Annotated in this window: 12 protein-coding genes; 7 read left to right on the top strand and 5 right to left on the bottom strand. The window is 71.1% G+C overall.

What is annotated here, in order from left to right:
* Window positions 1-55: 55 nt before the first annotated feature.
* Complete coding sequence (locus tag ABZS61_RS12750) at window positions 56-895, bottom strand: serine protease (RefSeq protein ID WP_356418597.1); 840 nt, start codon at window positions 893-895, stop codon at window positions 56-58.
* Window positions 896-1,008: 113 nt separating this feature from the next.
* Entirely contained in the window at window positions 1,009-1,893 is an 885-nt protein-coding gene (locus ABZS61_RS12745; RefSeq protein ID WP_356418594.1) for an EamA family transporter, read from the bottom strand.
* A 39-nt stretch (window positions 1,894-1,932) separates the two neighbouring features.
* On the opposite strand from ABZS61_RS12745, the gene ABZS61_RS12740 reads away from it, so the two are divergent.
* The 4 genes from ABZS61_RS12740 to ABZS61_RS12725 all read left to right on the top strand — a co-directional run bounded on the left by ABZS61_RS12740 (window position 1,933) and on the right by ABZS61_RS12725 (window position 5,340).
* Window positions 1,933-2,454: a MarR family transcriptional regulator gene (locus ABZS61_RS12740; protein WP_356418591.1), complete on the top strand. Its 522-nt coding sequence runs from the start codon at window positions 1,933-1,935 to the stop codon at window positions 2,452-2,454.
* Between the two features lie 86 nt (window positions 2,455-2,540).
* Window positions 2,541-3,371, top strand: a complete 831-nt coding sequence (locus tag ABZS61_RS12735) for an arylamine N-acetyltransferase (protein WP_356418587.1) — start codon at window positions 2,541-2,543, stop codon at window positions 3,369-3,371.
* 207 nt (window positions 3,372-3,578) lie between these two features.
* A complete protein-coding gene (locus ABZS61_RS12730) occupies window positions 3,579-4,790 on the top strand; it encodes a pyridoxal phosphate-dependent aminotransferase (RefSeq protein WP_356418584.1) in 1,212 nt (403 codons plus the stop codon).
* A gap of 136 nt (window positions 4,791-4,926) precedes the next feature.
* On the top strand, window positions 4,927-5,340 hold the full coding sequence (locus ABZS61_RS12725) for a hypothetical protein (RefSeq protein ID WP_356418581.1): 414 nt from the start codon (window positions 4,927-4,929) through the stop codon (window positions 5,338-5,340).
* Window positions 5,341-5,905: 565 nt separating this feature from the next.
* On the opposite strand, the gene ABZS61_RS12720 is transcribed toward ABZS61_RS12725, so the two are convergent.
* Entirely contained in the window at window positions 5,906-7,732 is a 1,827-nt protein-coding gene (locus ABZS61_RS12720) for a phosphoenolpyruvate carboxykinase (GTP) (protein ID WP_356418578.1), read from the bottom strand.
* A gap of 208 nt (window positions 7,733-7,940) precedes the next feature.
* Here ABZS61_RS12720 and ABZS61_RS12715 point away from each other — a divergent pair, with 208 nt between their 5' ends.
* Window positions 7,941-8,627, top strand: coding sequence for a hemolysin III family protein (locus ABZS61_RS12715; RefSeq protein ID WP_356418575.1), 687 nt, complete (start codon window positions 7,941-7,943; stop codon window positions 8,625-8,627).
* Between the two features lie 13 nt (window positions 8,628-8,640).
* Here the strand turns inward: ABZS61_RS12715 and ABZS61_RS12710 are convergent, their stop codons facing one another.
* The gene (locus tag ABZS61_RS12710; protein ID WP_356418572.1) at window positions 8,641-10,662 is read right to left on the bottom strand and encodes a thioredoxin domain-containing protein; all 2,022 of its coding nucleotides are present in this window, start codon (window positions 10,660-10,662) and stop codon (window positions 8,641-8,643) included.
* A 171-nt stretch (window positions 10,663-10,833) separates the two neighbouring features.
* Here ABZS61_RS12710 and ABZS61_RS12705 point away from each other — a divergent pair, with 171 nt between their 5' ends.
* The gene (locus tag ABZS61_RS12705) at window positions 10,834-11,400 is read left to right on the top strand and encodes a Uma2 family endonuclease (RefSeq protein WP_356418569.1); all 567 of its coding nucleotides are present in this window, start codon (window positions 10,834-10,836) and stop codon (window positions 11,398-11,400) included.
* A gap of 626 nt (window positions 11,401-12,026) precedes the next feature.
* Here the strand turns inward: ABZS61_RS12705 and ABZS61_RS12700 are convergent.
* Window positions 12,027-12,191 (bottom strand): DUF255 domain-containing protein, encoded by a 165-nt coding sequence (locus ABZS61_RS12700; RefSeq protein WP_356418566.1) that lies wholly within the window; start codon window positions 12,189-12,191, stop codon window positions 12,027-12,029.
* A gap of 132 nt (window positions 12,192-12,323) precedes the next feature.
* Here ABZS61_RS12700 and ABZS61_RS12695 point away from each other — a divergent pair, with 132 nt between their 5' ends.
* A complete protein-coding gene (locus tag ABZS61_RS12695) occupies window positions 12,324-15,551 on the top strand; it encodes a tetratricopeptide repeat protein (protein WP_356418563.1) in 3,228 nt (1,075 codons plus the stop codon).
* The last annotated feature ends 345 nt before the right edge of the window (window positions 15,552-15,896 follow it).

The following is a 15,896-nucleotide window of genomic DNA, read 5'->3' as shown; positions in this document are numbered from 1 at the left end:
GCGGAAGGGGTCGTCGCGGCCGGGGTGGCGACCCCGGCCGCGACGACCGCTTCCCCTACGGCTTGGGCAGCGCGCAGCCCGCACGGTTGAGGTCGATCTGGTTGCCGCTTCCGATGCACGGCACGATGCCGTAGGTCTGCTGGGCGTAGTTGATGCCCTCGCGGACGGTGACGGTGCCGTTCTCGTCGACCTCGCACGGGTTGTTGTCCGTGCACTGCTGCCCGTCCTCGTTACCGGTGTTGTTGACGGCGACGACCTTGCGGGTCGCGTCGTCGATCACCGGGGAGCCGGACGTGCCGCCGATGGTCTGGCAGGCGGAGGTGTAGCGGATCGAGTCCTTCCAGGTCCAGGCGCCTTCCTTCAGGCGGTAGGCGAACCCGTCGACGTTGCAGCTGTAGGTGCGCTTCCAGTAGCCCGAGGCCACCGTGATGGCGGAGCCCTGGACCGGGCGCGCGGCGTCGAGTTCCAGGGCCTCGATGCCGTACTTGGTCTTTATCTGGGCGTACGTGCTGGTGAGCTGGTAGAGCGAGACGTCCGTGTCGGTCATCGTCCCGTAGGCGACCTTGCTCGCGCGCAGGGTGCCGAGTCCTCTGCCCGTCCCGTTCAGCAGCGTGAAGCTGCGGGTCGAGGCCTTGTTGAGCACGACCTCGCCCGGGCCGGGGAAGCCGCTTTCCAAGCAGTGCCCGTTGGACATCACGAGGGCCGGGTCGCCGGGCTGCGAGGACGGTGCCCGGACGACCGAGCCGGAACAGTTGCTGAGCGCGACCGTCCCGGCGAGGTCGACCGCCTTCACCCGGACTTCGGTGGCGTCGGGGCCGGTGGCCGCGGTTGCGGGTGCGATGCCCGCGCCGAGGAACAGGACAGCAAAAAGTGCGCCGATGAGAGGCTTGTTCATGTGGGGGTCCCCTCCGTATATGCCTGTGACCGGAGTTCTTCCGGTTTTTGACATGCGCATGTTTGCGTACGGAGACGGACCCCACAAGGGGCGAATTCAAGCCGCTGAGCGGATCAGCGCACGGAGCTCACCGCCCGCACCGCCCTCACCTTCCTGACGACGGGCCTGCCGAGGAGGACTCCGGCCAGCACCAGGACCAGTCCGCAGAGCTGTCGCACCGAGAGCGCCTCACCGGCGATCACCGTGCCCAGCAGGACGCCGGTCACGGGATTGAGCAGGCCGACCAGGCCCACCGTCGCGGCGGGCAGATGACGCAGGCCGGCGAACCAGGCGGCGAAGGCCACCGCCGTCGCCACCACGGAGACATAGCCGAAACCGAGCAGGGCGGGCCCGTCCAGGTCCGGCGGCGCACCCTCGACGACGACCGCGAACGGCAGCAGCAGGAGCCCGCCGGCGATCAACTGCCAGGACGTGGAGGCGAGGACATCCACCTCGCCGCCCCACCGCTTGGCGAGGATGTACCCCAGGGACGACAGGAGCATGGCCGCGACGGAAGCGATCACACCCAGCGGCGCGACCGAGGCCGCACCCGTCAGGAGCATGAGCGCCACTCCCCCGGCGCCGACACCCGCACCGGCCAGGTGCCGTGCGTGCGGGCGTTCCGCGACCAGCCCCCAGGCGATCATCATCATGACCATCGGCGATGTCGCCATGATCGTCGAGGCCAGGCTGGTCGGGAGCACCTGGGCGGCGACGTACACCAGGGCGAAGAAGACGCCCGTGTTGAGGAACCCCAGAACGGCGCTGCGCCACCACCACGACCCACGCGGCAGTTCCCTGCGCACGGCGAGGAGCAGCAGCCCCGCGGGCAGTGCCCTGATCGCGGCGCCGTACAGCGGATCACCGGCAGGCAGGTACTGGTGGGTGACGAAGTACGTCGTACCCCAGGCCACGGGAGCGATCGCCGTGACCAGCGTCCATCGCACACTGGCTTCCATGGAAACTATTATGCCTTCCATGGAAGCTATAGTGAAGTCATGCAGGAAGACTCCGAAGCGCCGCTCGACCACGTAGCCCGCATCCAGGCCGAGTGGGCCCGCGAACGCCCCGACCTCGACGTGCGGCCACAGGCCGTGATCGGACGGCTGCACCGGCTGGGCGCGCTGCTCACCGAGCAGCTCTGCACCGTCTACCGGCACCACGGCCTGAGCGAGGGCGAGTTCGACGTGCTCGCCGCTCTCCGGCGTGCCGGTGAGCCCTTCGAGCGCGCCCCCGGGGAGCTGGCGGCGCACACCATGGTCACGACCGGCGCCATGACCAAGCGGATCGACCGCCTGGAACGCGACGGCCTCGTCAGCCGCCGCCGCTCGGCGGCCGACGGCCGGGGCCGCGTCGTCGCGCTCACCCCGGCGGGGCGGAACGTCATCGACCAGGCGTTCGGCGCGCACATGCGCAACGAACGCGGGCTGCTGGACACCCTGTCCCCCGAGGAAGCCGCACAGCTCGAAACGCTCCTCACCGCCTGGCTGGCACGCATCGAGCCGCCGTCCGGCACCTGATACCCCGGGAGGACCCGCCCCGCCCCGCCCACTGCGACGCACGCAGGACCGGGAGCGCCCCGAGGGCGGCTTTGTAGGGTCGGTGCATGACACTCGACCTCGACGCCTACTTCGCCCGCATCGGCTGGTCCGGGGAGCGCCGCCCCACACGGGAGGTGCTGCGGTCCGTGCACCGCGCCCACATGCTGGGCATCCCGTTCGAGAATCTGGAACCCGTCCTCGGCAGTGCGCCCTCCCTGGCGCTTCCCGACGTGGAGGCGAAACTCGTCCGCAGCGAACGCGGCGGGTACTGCTACGAGCACAACACCCTCCTCGCCGCGGCCCTGACGCAGCTCGGCTTCCGGGTGACGCTGCTGGCCGCCCGGGTGGTGCTGGGCGCCGCCCCCGGCGACATCAGGCCCCGTACACACATGCTGGTGAAGGTGGAGACGGAGAACGACCCCGCCGACCCCACAGCCCCCACCGTCTTCCTGGCCGACGCCGGCTTCGGCTCGAACGGCGCCCTGCTGGAGCCCATCCCGCTGATCGTCGACACCGAACTGCACGACACCCCGCGCCACCACCGGCTCGTGCACGCCCCGCACGACGGGCCGCTGGAGCTGTGGGAACTGCAGGCGGACAAGGGCGGGGTCTGGGAGCCGCAGTACGAGTTCACCCTGGAACCGTTCGAGGCTCCTGACTTCGAAGTCATCAACTGGCACGTCGCGACCAATCCGCGCTCACCCTTCCAGCAGGCGGTGTACGCCCAGCGCACCCTGCCCGGCCTCCACCGGGCACTGTCCGGCCGCACCCTCGTCGAGACCGCCGACGACGGCACCGTCGCGGAACGGGAGCTGGGCGACGCGGCCGAGGTGCTGCGCGTCCTGGCCGACGACTTCGGTGTACGGCTCCCCGGGGGGACCGTCCTGCCCGGGTGAGACCGGTCGTGTGGCGCATCTCACCCGGCTCCGTGCGTCACGCCCGCATTCCAAGCCCCACCGCCGCCCCGACCGGCCCATCCCACGGTGGGCGGCCGTGGGCGGCATGCCGATGGAAGACGGGACGGACCGGCACAAGGCCCCTGAGGGAGCAACGCGGGGCCGCACTCCGCGCACCGGGCGAAACACGGTCGTAGGCTCACAGACATGCAGGTCATCCAGTCCACGAAGCTCTCAGGCGTCTGTTACGAGATCCGCGGCCCCGTGCTCGAAGAGGCCATGCGGCTCGAAGCAGCAGGTCACCGCATCCTCAAGCTCAACACCGGCAACCCTGCCGCGTTCGGCTTCGAGTGCCCGCCGGAGATCCTCGAGGACATACTGCGCAACCTCGCGGGGGCGCACGGCTACGGCGACGCGAAGGGCCTGCTGTCCGCGCGCCGCGCGGTGATGCAGCACTACCAGACCAAGGGGATCGACCTCGACGTCGAGGACGTCTACCTGGGCAACGGCGTGTCCGAGCTGATCCAGATGTCGATGCAGGCCCTGCTGGACGACGGCGACGAGGTGCTCGTCCCCGCTCCCGACTACCCGCTGTGGACGGCCTCGGTCTCCCTGGCCGGCGGCACGGCCGTGCACTACCGGTGCGACGAGCAGGCCGACTGGATGCCCGACCTCGCCGACATCGAGCGGAAGATCACCGACCGCACCAAGGCCATGGTGATCATCAACCCGAACAATCCGACGGGTGCGGTCTACGGCGACGAGATGCTGCGCGGGCTGACCGAGATCGCCCGGCGCCACAACCTCGTCGTCTGCTCCGACGAGATCTACGACCGGATCCTGTACGACGGCGCGACCCACACCCCGACCGCCGCCATCGCCCCCGATCTGATGGTGCTCACCTTCAACGGGCTCTCGAAGAACTACCGGATCGCCGGATACCGCTCCGGCTGGATGGCGGTCTGCGGCCCGAAGGCGCACGCCACCTCGTACATCGAAGGGCTCACGATCCTGGCCAATATGCGGCTGTGCGCCAACATGCCGGCCCAGCACGCCGTGGCCACCGCGCTCGGCGGACGGCAGTCGATCAACGATCTGGTGCTCCCGGGCGGGCGGATCCTGGAGCAGCGGGACACGGCGTACGACCTGCTGACGCAGATTCCCGGCGTGACGTGCGTGAAGCCGAAGGGGGCCCTGTACCTCTTCCCGAAGCTCGACCCCAAGGTCTTCAAGATCAAGGACGACCGGCAGATGGTGCTCGACCTGCTGCGGGCCGAGAAGATCATGGTGGTGCAGGGCACGGGCTTCAACTGGCCGGAACCCGACCACTTCCGGGTCGTCACCCTGCCGTCCACCAAGGATCTGACCGACGCCATGACCCGGATCGGGAACTTCCTGGACGGATACAGCCAACCCTGAGGCAGGGATTCCGGCTCCGACGGTCCGCCCTTGACCCGGATCGGCCGCCCTCCGGACCGCCCATCCCCCGGATCGACCGTAACTTTAGACTGAATCCAAGCTAGGATGGCCTTACAGCAACACCAGGAGGCCATCCATGTACGAGCCGATCCGCACCAAATCGGTCCACACACCGGCCGACGACGCCGATTTCCCGCACCGCACCCGTGAGGAGGAGCTGGACATCCAGCTCGCCGGCCATCTGGCCGCCCTCCTCGCGGTCACCGACGAACTGGGACTCGGCACCGCGGGCGACCGCATCGCCGAGCAGGTGGCCCGGCTCCGCGGAACACCGCCCACCCGGCACGCCGGCCCGAGCGACGCACCCGCGGCCGCTCTCCACCGCCGCGCCCACGCCCTCGCGGGCCGGGCCCTGGTGGTGGCGGCGTCCCGCGCCGACACGGCTGTGGCGATCCTCTCGGCCGAGCGCATGGACGCGCACACGGCCGCGATGCCCGCGGCCACCGCACCGGACTCCACCGCGCCGCCCGAGCTGGTCGGCGCCCTCTGACGGCCCCGGTCCACGGGTCGCGAAGACCCGTGGACCGGGTGCCACAACCGTGAGCCCCCCGCAGGATCCCGCGCCCGGCCCTGTCCCGTGAGGGTGCCCGCGCTCTCCAGGCTCCGGTTCCTCGTCCCCTCCGCCGGGGCGGTGAGCACGATCGCCGTCGGCGCCCTGTCCACCGCGACGGCAGGAGTGACGTCCTCGGCCGGGGTGGTTCTCCCGTCGACGATGGCGTGTACGTGGCGTCGCCCGACCGGTGAGGGGACGTCCAGGCCGTGAACGAGCCGTCCGCGCCCACCTCCACGGCCGCGGGCCTGCGGTCACCGTTTGCGTCGTGGCGCACGGCCGAGACCTTCACCGGCTCGTCCGGGGCGGGCCCGTCGAGCTCCAGCCGCCTGCGCAAGTTGTCGGTGTGACACAGGCGCTCCTGCTGAAAAGGGACAGCCCCCGAAGCCGTGAGGGGCTCCGGGGGCCAGGGGCGTGTTCGTGCACGTCCCTACCGCGGCGGGCAGTTGACCCCCACAGGTCAGGGCGGATGTCGGGATGCCCGGCCACGGAGATCGAAGGGGCGTCAGCCCAGGCGCTGCACCAGCGCCCGGTACTCGTCCCACAGTTCCGTCGGCGTGTGGTCGCCGAAGGTGTTGAGGTGCTCGGGGATCAGCGCGGCCTCCTCGCGCCAGACCTCCTTGTCGACGTCGAGCAGGAAGTCCAGGTCGGACTCGGAGAGGTCCAGCCCGTCGGTGTCCAGGGAGCCCTTGGCCGGCAGGATGCCGATCGGGGTCTCGACGCCCTCGGCCTTGCCCTCCAGGCGCTCGACGATCCACTTCAGGACGCGGCTGTTCTCACCGAAGCCGGGCCACACGAACTTGCCCGCCTCGTTCTTGCGGAACCAGTTCACGTAGTAGATCTTCGGGAGCTTCGACTGGTCCGCCTGGTCGGCGCCCACCTCGACCCAGTGCTTCATGTAGTCGCCCATGTTGTAGCCGCAGAACGGCAGCATGGCGAACGGGTCGCGGCGCAGTTCGCCGACCTTGCCCTCGGCGGCGGCGGTCTTCTCGGAGGCCACGTTGGCTCCGAGGAAGACACCGTGCTGCCAGTTGAAGGACTCGGTGACCAGCGGGACGGCGGAGGCGCGGCGGCCGCCGAAGAGGATGGCCGAGATCGGCACGCCCTTCGGGTCCTCCCACTCGGGCGCGATGATCGGGCACTGCCCGGCCGGCACCGTGAAGCGGGCGTTGGGGTGCGCGGCGGGCGTACCGGACTCGGGGGTCCAGTCGTTGCCCTTCCAGTCCGTGAGGTGCGCGGGAAGGTCCTCGGTCATGCCCTCCCACCACACGTCGCCGTCGTCGGTGAGCGCGACGTTGGTGAAGACGGAGTTGCCCCACATGGTCTTCATGGCGTTGGCGTTGGTGTGCTCGCCGGTGCCGGGCGCGACACCGAAGAAACCGGCTTCGGGGTTGATCGCGTACAGCTGGCCGTCCTCGCCGAACCGCATCCAGGCGATGTCGTCGCCGATGGTCTCGACGGTCCAGCCGGAGATCGTGGGCTCCAGCATGGCGAGGTTGGTCTTGCCGCAGGCGCTCGGGAACGCGGCGGCGACGTACTTCGACTCACCCTGCGGCGGCGTGAGTTTCAGGATCAGCATGTGCTCGGCGAGCCAGCCCTCGTCACGTGCCATGACGGACGCGATGCGCAGCGCGTAGCACTTCTTGCCCAGCAGGGCGTTGCCGCCGTAGCCGGAGCCGTAGGACCAGATCTCGCGGTCCTCGGGGAAGTGCGAGATGTACTTGGTGGAGTTGCACGGCCACGGAACGTCCTCCTGGCCCTCCTCCAGCGGAGCGCCCAGCGTGTGGACGGCCTTGACGAAGAAGCCGTCGGTGCCGAGCTCGTCGAGGACGGCCTTGCCCATGCGCGTCATGGTGCGCATGGAGACGGCGACGTAGGCGGAGTCGGTGATCTCGACGCCGATCGCGGAGAGCGGCGAGCCGACGGGGCCCATGCAGAACGGGACGACGTACATCGTGCGGCCGCGCATGGAGCCGCGGAAGACACCCTTCTCCCCCACGAAGATCTCCCGCATCTCGGCGGGGTCCTTCCAGTGGTTCGTCGGACCGGCGTCCTTCTCCTTCTCGGAGCAGATGAACGTCCGGGTCTCGACGCGGGCGACATCGCTCGGGTCGGACGCGGCGTAGTACGAGTTCGGACGCTTGACCGGGTCGAGTTTCGTGAAGGTGCCCTTGGCGACGAGCTCCTCGCACAGGCGCTCGTACTCGCTCTCGGAGCCGTCGCACCAGACCACACGGTCCGGTTCGGTGAGGGCTGCGATCTCGTCTACCCAGGAGACGAGCTCCTGGTGCTGGGTGGGAACAGTGAGGGGAGCCGCGATGTCGCGCGCCACGATCGCTCCTTGTCGAGGGTGTCTGTTGTAGGTGCCCCGTGGGGGCTGCGACCCGGATGCTGACCCCTTCGTTTTCCCCTGGCGCTCATCCGGTGCCGACCGCACTCATTTGATCATCCGACCATCGCGCCCATATGTCCAGAGGGCCGCCCACGTGAGCATCGCCACTCGAATTCGTTACCTACGGTTGCGTAGGTAGCATGCGGTCATGACTTCTGCCGCCGCCGCGTCCGGACCCGTCGTCCTCGATGACCCCGTTCCCGAGAAGCCGCGGATGCGCGGCTGGCTGCACGCCGGAATGTTTCCCGCGGTGGTCATCGCAGGGATCACCCTGGTCGCCCTGGCCGACAGCACACGCGCCCGGGTCGCCTGCGCGATCTACATCGCGAGCGCCTGCCTGCTGTTCGGCGTGAGCGCGGTCTACCACCGCGGCACCTGGGGCCCGGTCGGCGAAGCCGTGCTGCGCAGGCTCGACCACGCCAACATCTTCCTGATCATCGCGGGCACCTACACCCCGCTGACCCTGCTCCTGCTGCCCGAGTCCACCGGGCGGCCGCTCCTGTGGGCGGTGTGGGGGGCCGCGGCGGCCGGCATCGCCTTCCGGGTGTTCTGGGTCGGCGCGCCGCGCTGGCTCTACACCCCCTGCTACATCGCCATGGGCTGGGCCGCGGTGTTCTTCCTGCCCGACTTCATGCGCACCGGTGGCATCGCGGTCCTCGTCCTCGTCGTCGTCGGCGGGCTGCTCTACAGCGCGGGCGGCGTCATCTACGGCATCAAGCGCCCGAACCCCTCCCCGCGCTGGTTCGGCTTCCACGAGGTGTTCCACTCACTGACGCTGGCCGCTTTCATCGTCCACTACGTCGGTATCTCCCTCGTCGCCTACCAGCACGGCTGAGCGGTCCCGCCGGTCAGCCGCCCAGCTTCCCGGCCAGCTCCGCCGCGTCCGTCGTCGGCGCGTCGCAGACGAAGTGCCGGCACACGTACGCGGTCGGCACCCCGCCCACCAGCGGCCGGTCCACCAGCAGCGGGAACTCCGTACCGGCGTCGGCGACCTCGCCCGCCGCGACCACCGCGCCCGGCGCCCTGCCCAGCAGCGCGGTCCGGTGGAGCTCCCCGCCGACCGGCCCGGCGACCGCCACCTCGCGGGGCCCGTCCAGCCACGCCTCGGCGACGGCGAGCCCCCAGCCGATGAACCGGGGGGCCTTGGGTCCGAGCGCCCTCACCACCCCGAGCGCGCCCTCGGCCGCCGTGCGGTGCGCCTCGGAACCGGTGTGCGCCGCGTACGAGAGCAGCGCTCCCGCGGCCGCTGTCCAGCCGGCCGGGGTCGCACTGTCGGTGGGGTCCTGCGGGCGGCGGATCAGCTGCTCGGCGTCGTCCGCGGTGTCGTACAGCTGCCCGCCCTCGCCCTTGAACCGCTCCAGGACGATGTCCAGCAGGAAGCCCGCGAACTCCAGCCAGACGCCTTCGCCCGTGACGGAGGCGAGCGCCAGGAAGCCCTCCGCGACATCGCCGTAGTCCTCCAGGACCCCTGCGTTGTCGCCCGCGCGACCGTCCTTCGACGTACGGCAGAGGCGGGCCACGGGGCCCATGTGGACCCGTACGAGCAGGTCGGCGGCCTCCGTGGCGCGTTCGATCAGATCCGGCCGGCCGAAGTACGCGCCGGTCTCGGCGAGCGCCGCGATCGCCAGGCCGTTCCAGGCGGCGACGATCTTGTCGTCCCGTTCCGGCCGCACCCGCAGTTCCCGCGCCGCCAGCAGCCGGGCCCGTACATCGGCGACCCGCGCGCCGTCCTCCGGTGCCACGGTCGCGGGCAGCTGCAGGACGGAGGCCCCCTCCTCGAAGGTGCCCTTCTCGGTCACCCCGAAGTGCTCGGCGGCGAAAGCGGCGTCCTGTTCGCCCAGCACCTCGCGCAGTTGCGCGGGCGTCCAGACGTAGAACGCGCCCTCGACATGCCGCCCGTGCGCGTCCTCGCTGTCGGCGTCCAGCGCCGAGGCGAAACCGCCCTGGGCGGTCCGCAGCTCGCGCACCATGAAGTCGGCGGTCTCCAGGGCCACCCGGCGGGCCAGCTCCGACCCTGTGACGCGCCACAGGTGGGCGTACACACGGCACAGCAGCGCGTTGTCGTACAGCATCTTCTCGAAGTGCGGAACGACCCACTCCCGGTCCACCGAGTAGCGGGCGAAGCCGCCGCCGAGCTGGTCGTAGATCCCGCCGCGCGCCATGGCCACGCAGGTGTCCTCGGCCATCTGCAGGGCGCCCTCGGCCCCGGTACGGGCGTGATGGCGCAGCAGGAACTCGACGGCCATGGACGGCGGGAACTTGGGCGCGCCGCCGAAGCCCGCATGCTTCCCGTCGTAGTCCCGGGTGAGCCCGAGCAGGGCCTGGGCCAGCTCCGGCTCACCGGGCACGCCCTCCCCGCCGTGCGACAGCGAGCGGCCGGCGAGGTCCCGGACGATGCGCCCGGCGACCTCCGCGACCTCCTCGCGGCGGTCGGTCCACGCGGCCACGACACCTTCGAGCACCTGCTGGAAGGACGGGCTGCCGTGGCGGGGCTCCGGCGGGAAGTACGTGCCGAAGTAGAAGGGTTCGGCGTCGTCGGTCAGGAACACGGTCATGGGCCAGCCGCCCTGGCCGGTCGCGGCCTGCACCGCCTCCATGTACACGGCGTCCACGTCGGGGCGTTCCTCGCGGTCGACCTTCACCGGCACGAAGTGGGCGTTCAGGTATTCCGCCACCGCAGCGTCCTCGAAGGACTCGTGCGCCATCACGTGGCACCAGTGGCAGGCGGCGTAACCGACGCTGAGCAGCACCGGAACACCTCGCCTGCGGGCCTCCTCGAAAGCCGCGGGCGACCACGGCCACCAGTCGACGGGATTGTCGGCGTGCTGGAGGAGGTACGGGGAGGTTGTCTGCGCAAGTCGGTTGGCCATGACCCAATCCTTGCGTACCCGCCCCCACGACGCGGCTGCGCCACGGGGCGGGGTGGGAAGGGGCAGGTGGGGCGGGTGGGCACTGCGAATACCGGGCGGCCCGGCAAGGACGGACAGTAGGCTGGCTCCAGCAGCACCGGAACTGCTGAGGCTCCTCGAAGGAGGTACACCATGACCGCCGAGATGGTGGCGCCCGCGTGGATGCATACGCAGATCAGCGCGGAACAGTACAACTCCTGGTCCGAGGAGCAGTGCGCCGGCATCGAGATCGTGGACGGGATGGTCGTCGTGAGCCCGAGCGCTTCCAAGCGCCACAACCGGCTGGCCCGCATCCTGGCCAATGCCCTGGACGCCGCCGCGGGCCCGGACTGGAACGCCGACACGGACTTCGACGTCCGCCTGCAGGATGTTCCCCTCACCAACCGCCGTCCTGACGTCATCGTCTACCGGGCAGAAACCATCGACCTCACGCCTACTCGACCCGAGCACGTGCTCTTGGTCGTCGAGGTCGTGGCGCCCGGCTCGGAAACCACGGACCGGATCGTGAAGGTGGACCAGTACGCCAGGGCAGGCATCCCGTTCTACTGGCGGGTCGAGCAGGCCGCCACCGGGGTTCCGATCGTCTACACCTACGTCCTCGACCCCGCGACCAAGGCCTACCGGGACGGCGAGATGTTCACCGGCACGGTAAAGGCCACCGCACCTTTCTCCATCACGGTCGATCTCGGGCTCTTGTAAGATGCCGAGAAGCCGCCCCGCTATCGACGCTTGAGCGTCCGCGCCTGCCTCACGGTGCTTCGCGGTAGACCTCGTCCGCGGCGTCTCGTCCAGGCCTTCCCGAATGAGCCCAGTGACGCCGCTGACACCGCCGACGGAGTCCGGCCGGTCGGCCGGATCAGGCAGCAGCCCGCGAAATTTGACTGCGGCCTCCTGGCCGTCGACAAGATACGCACGCTTCTCCGGGGAGTAGGCGTCGACCTGCGAAGATGCCCGACGTCTGCCTCGGAGTTCCAGCCATCTGGCGAGGCAGTCAGCGTCCACACAACCATCCTCCCCGTGGGCGTCTGAGGTGCTCCGCGCGGCTGTGGGCCCGAGCTCCAGGAAGGGCAGCCGGCCGATCAGCCTTCACCAGGCCGCGGCCTGGCCCAACCTTTGGGCCTCTTGGAAAGGGCACGGTCGACATCCCCTGCGGCCAGCACCAGCTCCGCCCCCTTGATGTGGCTGGTGTCGGATGCCTTGCCACACCCGTCAACGTGCAGTCCGCTCGGGCTCAGCCTTACCGCCTCCAGGTAGCCGGCGCCTCCTGAGTGTGTCGCCCGCGCCTCAGACAGACGCGAGGACCGCGGACTACTGGGTTCGCGAGTTCACTGGCACCAGCGGCAGGCGGCGTCACCGACGCTGAGCAGCACCGGAACACCTCGCCTGCGGGCCTCCTCGAAAGCCGCGGGCGACCACGGCCACCGGTCGACGGGATGGTCGGCGTGCTGGAGGAGGTACGGGGAGGTTGTCTGCGCAAGTCGGTTGGCCATGACCCAATCCTTGCGTACCCGGCTCCCCTGCCGGTTGATCGCCTCGCTCTCTCGCGCTGACGCGCCGTACGCAGGACACTGGGTGACCATGACAGCTGGTTGACGGGCAGTCGCTGGAACCTAGGGGGACGCATGCGGGACAGCCATCGGGCGGAAGCAGAACGCCTGTTGGTACGCGCCGTGGAGGACGAAGCGCGGCGGACCGGAGGACGCACGGACTCGGGCGCGCTCATGGCGCGTGCGCGGGGCGCGCTCGACACGATGGCCGCCGGCGCGGCCGAGGAGTACGCCGCCTACACACTCGCGCTCGACGCCGCGGAGGCCGGGCAGAAGCCGCTGTCGGAGCGGTTCAGCAGAGCCGCGCTGGGAACACCCCTGGTGGTGGCGGGGGTTGCCTCCGTCGCCGCCTTCGGCGCGGACCTCGCGCTCGGCACCCCGGCCGGTCTCGCCCTCGGGGCGGGCGCCGTCGTCGCCGTCGCGGGGGCGACCGCGACCGTCGCCCGGGTCACCACGTCGCACTGGCCGGCCGCGCATCGCAGGGCGGGCGCGCTGAGTCAGCCCGGCGGCCCCGAACAGCTGCGCCTGCAGTGGCTCACGGCGCTGGAGGTACGGGGCATCCGCCCGTTCCTCGACCAGCAGCGCATGCTGACCGCCTCCTCCCGCACTCCGAAGAAGGCGGCTGCCTCCGTGGTGCCGCAGCTGCGCGGCGGGGACCGCAGCGCAGCCGCCCGCACCCGGTCACTTCTCGAACAGTCCTTCGGTCATCTGCCCGCAGCCGACGGCCCGTTCGCGGGCCGACGCGGCGAACTGGCGCAGATCGCCCAGTGGGTGCACGCCGCCCGCGCCTCCACGGAGACCAGGCCGACCGTCGTCGTCCTGCACGGCACCCCCGGTTCGGGGCGCACCACCCTCGCCGTGCGGGCCGCTCACGCGCTCAAGGACCAGTTCCGGGGGGCGTGCGTGGTCGATCTCCGCGGCGATGTGTCCGGGGAGGCCCCGCTGCCGACCAGGGACGCCCTGCTGCACCTGCTCAACCGGCTCGGCGCACCGCGCGAACAGCTCCTCTTCCGGGAGAGGTCCTCCGCCGAGCAGCACGTGCGACGCCTGAGCGAGCTCTACCACCAGCACCTCACCGGCACTCCCGTCACGATCGTCCTCGACGACGCCACCGACGCCGCCCAGGTCCGCACGCTGCTGCCGGAGCGCTCCGACAGCCTCGTGCTCGTCACCGCACGCGAACCGCTCGAACTGCCCGCCGGCATCCCGGCCTGGGTGCACCAGCTGCCCGTCGGCGGTCTGGACGCGGCGGGCGCCGAGGAACTGCTGCGGGAGTCGGCCGAGGACGAGGAGGACGGGCCGTACGACTACCCGTCCACCGACGCCGTCGTCGAACTGTGCGGCGGGCTGCCGCTCGCCCTGCGGGTCGCGGGCTCCTCGCTCGGCGCGCGGACCCGCGGTGCCCTCGCGGCCGACCTCGGCGCGTACGGTCCGGTCGCACCCGTCGAACGGGCCCTGTGGCTGCGCTACACCGACCAGCCCGAGCAGGCCAGACGGCTTTTGCGGCGCCTCGCCCTCGCGGGGCGCGCCAGCCTCGGCGCGGCGGCTGCCGCGTCCCTGCTCTCCGCCGAGGAGCAGGAGGCCGCACGGCTGCTGGAGACCCTGTGCCGGGCCGGACTCCTCACCCATGTACGCGGCTCGCGCTACCGGCTGCACGACCTCGTACGGGACTTCGCCCTGGCCCGGCTGCTCGACGAGGAGGAGGCGGCGGACCGTACCGCCGCGCAGGAACGTCTCATCCAGAACTACGCGGAGCTGGCCGACGCGGTGATCCGCATGGTGGACGGCAAGATGTCCACCCGCGCCGGGCAGTTCGGCTCGCACGGCTTCAGCTCGCTGGACGCCGCCCTGCGCTGGCTGGACGACGAGTCGAGCTTCATCACCTCGGCGCTGCGGCACACCGAGGGAGTCGACCAGGGGGCCGTGCTCCATCTGCTGGGCGCCCTGTGCGACTACTGCCTGCTGCGCGGCGACCTCTACCGGCTCGGCGAGATCAGCGAACTGACGCAGGCCGTCGACCAAGGGCTGCTGGAGCGGTCGGTCCAGTGGCGTACGGGCATCGCGGCCCGCCAGCTCGGCGAGCTCGACAAGGCCCGCACCACGCTGTCCTCCGTCGTCGGCCTGTACCGCGAGGCGCAGAACGACGCGGGTGCGGCGCTGGCACTCTGCTCGCTCGGCATCACCCTGCACCACCAGGGCAACCTGACGGAGGCGTCGGCGCGGCTGCGGGAGGCGCTCGCACTGCAGGCGCCCCCGGAGCAGGCCGAGGACCGGGCCTGGTCCCTGCACGCCCTGGCGGCCGTCGAGCGCGACCGGGCCAATCTGGCGGAGGCCCTGACCCTGCTCGACACCGCGCTCGCCCTGCACCGGGAGGGCGAGTCGCTGCACGGTGAGGCCTGGTCGCACTTCCAGCTCGGCCAGGTCTGCCTGCGCATGGGCGAGGTGGCGCGGGCCGAGGAGGAGCTGACCACCGCACTGGACCTGTACGGCCGCACCCGGGACGAGCGCGGGGAGGCCTGGGCCCTGACCCAGCTGGCCCGCGCCCGGCTGATGGATGGGGACGTCAGCAGCACAGCCCCCGCGGTGGAGCAGCTGCGCGGCGCCCTGGCCCGTCACCGGGACAACGAGGACGCGCGGGGCGAGGCGTGGACGCGGTACTACCTGGGTCAGGCCCTGGAGGAGGACGGGGACACCGATCAGGCGGTACGGGAGCTGGAGCGGTCCCGCACGATGTTCTCCCGGATGCGGGACGTCTACGGCCTGGCGTGCGCCCGGCACCACTCGGGGCGCGTCACCCGCGACCAGCGGGCCGCGCAGACGGGCAACCTGCGCAACTCCGGTTTCGCCCGGCAGCTCCTCGTGGACGCGCGGGCCGACTTCCGGCGGATCGGGGTGGCCCACGGTGAGGCCTGGACGTGCCTGGAACTGGCCCTGATCGACGGCGGCAACAACCGAACGGCGCAGGCCCTGGAGCTGTGCGACGAGGCAATCGGCCTGTTCGCCTCGTACGGAGACATCAGGGGTGGCGACTGGGCCGCGTTCCTGCGGTGCACGCTGCTGCCGTACGCGTCGCCGGGGGGCAGCGAGGTGGGTACCGCGGTGGCCCAGCAGGAGCTCGCGGACCTCCTCGGGGCCGCCCATCCACTGCGGGACGGCAAGCTGGAGGACTGCGCGGAGGCGTTCAGGGTCGTCCTGAACCGTGGCGTGGACCTGGACGACGGCTGGCAGGCGTGGCGCCTCGGGCTGACCCCGTCCCGGCATGCGCGGGAGGTCATGGGGGTGCCGGTGGGGGTGCGGCCGTAAGTGGCTCGGGCTTCTGCCCTCAATCGCCGGGCGGGCTTCATCGTGGGCCCGGTCCGCGGGGGTGCGGCCGTAGGTGGCCGGGGGCTTTGCCCTCAATCGCCGGGCGGGCTTGTTCGTGCGGGCCCGGCGAGCGGGGGTGCGCTCCGTGCCTGGGTGGCGGGCGGAGCCCTCCGGAGTGTCTCCTCAGGACTGGCGTGTCACCCGGGTACGCGGTGTCGGCCCCGGTCCTACGCCAGTCCCTGCGGGGACCCTCCTGCACGGCCCCACCCATGTCTCACAAGCGCCTGCCACCCGGTGGTCGCAGGCGCGCGGGACGGCCGGTCCGAGGCCGTGCGGGAGAGTCCC

This window comes from Streptomyces sp. NPDC005566 (assembly GCF_040605575.1).
In the GTDB taxonomy this organism is placed as follows: domain Bacteria; phylum Actinomycetota; class Actinomycetes; order Streptomycetales; family Streptomycetaceae; genus Streptomyces.
The sequence above is the reverse complement of the archived record's forward strand: the minus strand, read 5'-3'. Positions and strand labels throughout refer to the sequence as shown.

What these genes read in the sequence shown, in the direction of transcription:
- ABZS61_RS12735 (WP_356418587.1), top strand. Translation starts at nt 2,541, where the DNA reads ATGACACTCGACCTCGACGCCTACTTCGCCCGCATCGGCTGGTCCGGG.
- ABZS61_RS12710 (WP_356418572.1), bottom strand. Translation starts at nt 10,662, where the DNA reads ATGGCCAACCGACTTGCGCAGACAACCTCCCCGTACCTCCTCCAGCAC.
- ABZS61_RS12715 (WP_356418575.1), top strand. Translation starts at nt 7,941, where the DNA reads ATGACTTCTGCCGCCGCCGCGTCCGGACCCGTCGTCCTCGATGACCCC.
- ABZS61_RS12695 (WP_356418563.1), top strand. Translation starts at nt 12,324, where the DNA reads ATGCGGGACAGCCATCGGGCGGAAGCAGAACGCCTGTTGGTACGCGCC.
- ABZS61_RS12725 (WP_356418581.1), top strand. Translation starts at nt 4,927, where the DNA reads ATGTACGAGCCGATCCGCACCAAATCGGTCCACACACCGGCCGACGAC.
- ABZS61_RS12700 (WP_356418566.1), bottom strand. Translation starts at nt 12,191, where the DNA reads ATGGCCAACCGACTTGCGCAGACAACCTCCCCGTACCTCCTCCAGCAC.
- ABZS61_RS12740 (WP_356418591.1), top strand. Translation starts at nt 1,933, where the DNA reads ATGCAGGAAGACTCCGAAGCGCCGCTCGACCACGTAGCCCGCATCCAG.
- ABZS61_RS12705 (WP_356418569.1), top strand. Translation starts at nt 10,834, where the DNA reads ATGACCGCCGAGATGGTGGCGCCCGCGTGGATGCATACGCAGATCAGC.
- ABZS61_RS12745 (WP_356418594.1), bottom strand. Translation starts at nt 1,893, where the DNA reads ATGGAAGCCAGTGTGCGATGGACGCTGGTCACGGCGATCGCTCCCGTG.
- ABZS61_RS12730 (WP_356418584.1), top strand. Translation starts at nt 3,579, where the DNA reads ATGCAGGTCATCCAGTCCACGAAGCTCTCAGGCGTCTGTTACGAGATC.
- ABZS61_RS12750 (WP_356418597.1), bottom strand. Translation starts at nt 895, where the DNA reads ATGAACAAGCCTCTCATCGGCGCACTTTTTGCTGTCCTGTTCCTCGGC.